General features: G+C 73.4%; 1 protein-coding gene and 1 pseudogene. Both read right to left on the reverse strand.

The annotated features are described in order from the left end of the window. Positions 1–222: 222 nt before the first annotated feature. Positions 223–3827, reverse strand: a pseudogene (locus SSOG_RS05720) (hydantoinase B/oxoprolinase family protein). Continuing rightward, positions 3824–4588 (reverse strand): SGNH/GDSL hydrolase family protein (locus SSOG_RS05725; protein ID WP_063631540.1); only part of this gene is annotated, 765 nt, incomplete at its 5' end. The gene SSOG_RS05725 and the pseudogene SSOG_RS05720, both read right to left, overlap by 4 nt.

A 4588-nucleotide genomic window follows, 5' to 3' on the forward strand; every position in this document is an offset into this window, starting at 1 on the left:
AATCCATGACTGCCTGCCCCTTCTGATTCCGTGATGCGTCGTGGTGAATGCCCGCCCTCGCCCACGCGGGTATGGCGCGTCCAGCGAGTGGGCATGGAGGTACGAAGCCGACCCCCCGCACGAGGCTTGGCGGGCTTGGTAAGGAGCGGGTTTCCGGTGGGGGCGACCGCAAACCTTGTATTGATCGCGCCAATACGGCGATGCGCCCCGGGGGCTCGGCGCTCAGTCCGGCGCCGGGCCGTATCCGCCGCCGCCCGGGGTGTGGACGACGAGGACGTCGTCCGGGCCGACGTCGGCCGCGTCGCAGCCCGCCAGCCGGTCCACCGAGCCGTCGGCGCGCTCGATCAGGTTGGCGCCGAGCGCGCCCGGTGTGCCGCCCGCCATGCCGTACGGGGCGACGCGGCGGTGGCCGGTGAGCAGGGCCACCGTCATGGGCTCCAGGAAGCGGATGCGGCGGGTGACGCCGTGGCCGCCGCGCCAGTGGCCGCGGCCGCCGCTGTCCCGCCGTACCTCGAAGCTCTCGACGCGGACCGGATAGCGCCACTCCAGCACTTCGGGGTCGGTGAGCCGGGAGTTGGTCATATGAGTCTGTACGGCGTCGGCGCCGTCGAAGCCGTCGCCCGCGCCCGAGCCGCTGGCCACGGTCTCGTAGTACTGGACGCGGTCGTTGCCGAAGGTGACGTTGTTCATCGTGCCGGATCCCTCGGCCTGGACGCCGAGCGCCGCGTAGAGGGCGCCGGTGACGGCCTGGGACGTCTCGACGTTCCCGGCGACCGTGGCGGCCGGGTACACCGGGGCCAGCATCGAGCCCTCGGGGATGCGGACCTCCAGGGGCTTCAGACAGCCGCTGTTGAGCGGGATGTCCTCGGCGACCAGGGTGCGGAAGACGTACAGCACGGCCGCCATCACCACCGAGCTGGGCGCGTTGGCGTTGCCCGGCTGCTGGGGCGACGTACCGGCGAAGTCCAGGACGGCGCCGCGGCCCGCGCGGTCGACGGTGACGGCGACGTGGATGACGGCCCCGCCGTCGGTCTCGTAGCGGTACGAACCGTCGCGGAGGGCGCCGACGATACGGCGTACGGACTCCTCGGCGTTGTCCTGGACGTGGCGCATATAGGCGTGCACGACGTCCAGGCCGAACTGCCCGATCATCCGGCGCAGTTCCTGGATGCCCTTCTCGTTGGCGGCGATCTGGGCATGCAGATCGGCGAGGTTGGCGTCCGGGGCGCGGGAGGGGTACGGCCCGGCGGTCAGCAGTTCGCGGGTCTCGCGCTCGCGCAGCGCGCCCTCCCGCACCAGCAGCCAGTTGTCGAAGAGCACGCCCTCCTCCTCGATGGTGCGGCTGAAGGCGGGCATGGAGCCGGGGGTGATGCCGCCGATCTCGGCGTGGTGGCCGCGGGAGGCGACCAGGAACAGCAGGTGCTCCCCTGGCTCATCGAAGACCGGGGTGACGACCGTGACGTCCGGGAGGTGGGTGCCGCCGTGGTACGGGTCGTTGATGGCGTAGACGTCCCCAGGGCGCATCGCGTCCCCGTTGCGTCGCAGCACCTCCTTGATGGACTCGCCCATCGACCCCAAGTGCACCGGGATGTGGGGGGCGTTGGCGATCAGATTTGCCCTCGGCGTCGAACAGGGCGCACGAGAAGTCCAGCCGCTCCTTGATGTTGACGGAGTGGGCGGTGTTCTCCAGGCGCAGGCCCATCTGTTCGGCGATGGCCATGAAGAGGCTGTTGAAGACCTCCAGCATCACCGGGTCCACCTCGGTGCCGACCGCCGACATGCGCGGCCGGGGGCGGACCCGGGTGAGCAGCAGATGGCCGCGGTCGCCCAGGGCCGCCTGCCAGCCGGGGTCGACGACGGTGGTGGCGTCGTCCTCCGCGATGACCGCCGGGCCGGTGAGGGTGTCCCCGGGGCGCATCCCGGCGCGTTCGTACAGCCCGGTGCGCTGCCACCGCCCCTCCGTGAACATCTCCACGGTCGCCACCGGCGCCAGGGCGCCCTCCCTGGACGGCTGTTCCACGGCGTGGCCGCCCGCCGGGCCCGCCGCGCCGACCGCCTCCACCGACACCGCCTCCATGACGATCGGCTTGTCCATGGTGAACGCGTAGCGCGTGCGGTGCGCCCGTACGAAGTCGGCGGTCATCGCGGGGACGGCGTCCAGCGGGACGGGGAGGGCCGCGTCGGTGCCCGCGTACCGCAGATGGACCCGGGCCGTGGTGCGCACGCTCTCCCCGGGGACGCCGTCGGCGAGCAGCTCGTCGCGCGTCTGGCCGGACAGCCGCGCGCACAGGTCGCGCACGTCCGGCAGCGACTCCTCGCTCAGCTCCGTCTCGACGGCCTGCTCGCGCATGGCGGTGGCATCGGCGACCCCGATGCCGTACGCCGAGAGCACTCCGGCCAGCGGCGGCACGATCACCGTGCCGATGCCGAGGGCGTCGGCGACCGCGCATGCGTGCTGGCCGCCCGCGCCGCCGAAGCTGGTGAGCGCGTAGCGGGTGACGTCGTGGCCGCGCTGCACGGAGATCTTCTTGACCGCGTTGGCCATGTTCAGCACGGCGATGTCCAGGAAGCCCGCGGCGACCTCCTCCGCGCCGCGCCGGTCGCCGGTCGCCTCCGCGATCTCCTCGGCGAGGCGGGCGAAGCGCTCCCGTACGGTGTCCGCGTCCAGCCGCTGGTCGGCGTGCGGGCCGAACACCGCCGGGAAGTGGGCGGGCTGGATCCGGCCCAGCATCACATTGGCGTCGGTGACGGTCAGCGGGCCGCCGCGCCGGTAGCAGGCGGGGCCGGGGACGGCACCGGCCGAGTCCGGGCCCACCCGGTAGCGGCGCCCCGTCGAAGTGGAGCACCGAGCCGCCGCCCGCCGCGACGGTGTGGATGTTCATCATGGGCGCGCGCATCCGCACCCCCGCGACCTCGGTCCCGAAGACCCGCTCGAACTCGCCCGCGTAGTGCGACACATCGGTCGACGTGCCGCCCATGTCGAAGCCGATGACCTTGGCGTGGCCCGCCTCGGCCGAGGAGCGCACCATGCCCACCACGCCGCCCGCGGGCCCCGACAGCACCGCGTCCTTGCCGCGGAAGTGGGCGGCCTCCCGCAGCCCGCCGTTGGACTGCATGAACATCAGCCGGATGCCGCGCAGCTCGGCCGCCACGTCCTCGACGTAGCGGCGCAGGATCGGAGAGAGGTACGCGTCGACCACGGTGGTGTCGCCGCGCGACACCAGCTTCATCAGCGGGCTCACCTCATGCGAACAGCTCACCTGCGTGAAGCCGAGGCCGCGGGCCGCCTCCCCCACCGCGCGCTCGTGCGCGGCGTGCCGGTAGCCGTGCGTCAGGACGACCGCGGCGCTGCGGAAGCCGTCGCGGTGCGCGGCGCGCAGCGCCTCCGTGGCGGCGTCGAGGTCCAGGGGGCGTACGACGGTGCCGTGCGCGTCCACCCGCTCGGGCACCTCGATCACCCGGTCGTACAGCGCCTCCGGCAGCACGATCCGGCGGTCGAAGAGCCGCGGCCGGTTCTGGTACGCGATGCGCAGCGCGTCCCGGAAACCGGCCGTGACGACGAGCACCGTGGGCTCGCCCTTCCGCTCCAGCAGGGCGTTGGTCGCGACGGTGGTGCCCATCTTGACGACGGCGATCCGGCCGGCCGGAACCGGCTCATCCGGCCCGAGCCCCAGCGTCTGCCGGATCCCGGCGACGGCTGCGTCCATGGTGCGCTCGGGATGGTGGGACAGGAGCTTGCGGGTGACGAGGCGGCCGTCCGGGCGCTTTCCGACGACGTCCGTGAAGGTACCGCCACGGTCGATCCAGAATTCCCAGCGACCGGTCATCCCACCATTGTCGCAGCGTGCGGGGGTGTTTGGGCTTCCGGCCGCGGCAACGAGGCGAGTGCGGCGAGCGCCGCCCGCCGCTCCTGCCCGTCGAGCAGATGTCCGGTCCCGCGCACCCGGTGGCGTACCTCCTGCGCCGCCAGCGCCAGGAGTCCGGGCAGCAGATCGGTGCAGCGGTCCACGACCCAGCGCGTGCCCCGGGTCGCCATCCACCAGGCGCTCGCGGCACGCGAGGGCGTCGGCCCGTCGAGCGCCGTGGCCGGCGGGTCGCCCTTGGCGATGCCGCGGGCCGTGAGCGCGCCGTGGAACTCCCGCGCCAGCAGCCGGTGCCCCAGCTCGCTCGGATGCAGCCGGTCCACGCTCCACGCCGCGCGATCCATGACCCAGCTCTGCTCGGTCAGCTCCACGTGCACCGCCCCGTACCGCCCGGACAGCGCGTGCACCACCGTGTTGACGGCCCGCATACGCCGCCCCAGCGGCCCGGCGAGCGCCTCCGGCAGCCCCAGCATCCGGCCCGGGTCGGGCAGGCACGCGGTGAGCACCACCGTCCCGTCGGCGCGCAGCGCGCCGATCGTCGCGTCCAGGGCCTCGGCGACCCGGCGGATGTCGAAGCTGTCGCGCAGGGTGTCGTTCATGCCGACCACGACGGACGCGAGCTGCGGACGCGCCCGGCGGGCGGCGCTCAGCTGCTCACCGGCCACGTCGGCGGCGAGCGCGCCGCTGCGGGAGACGTTGACGAAGTCCACGGCCTCCCCCTGCGG

It is taken from the genome of Streptomyces himastatinicus ATCC 53653, assembly GCF_000158915.1.
Taxonomy (GTDB): domain Bacteria; phylum Actinomycetota; class Actinomycetes; order Streptomycetales; family Streptomycetaceae; genus Streptomyces; species Streptomyces himastatinicus.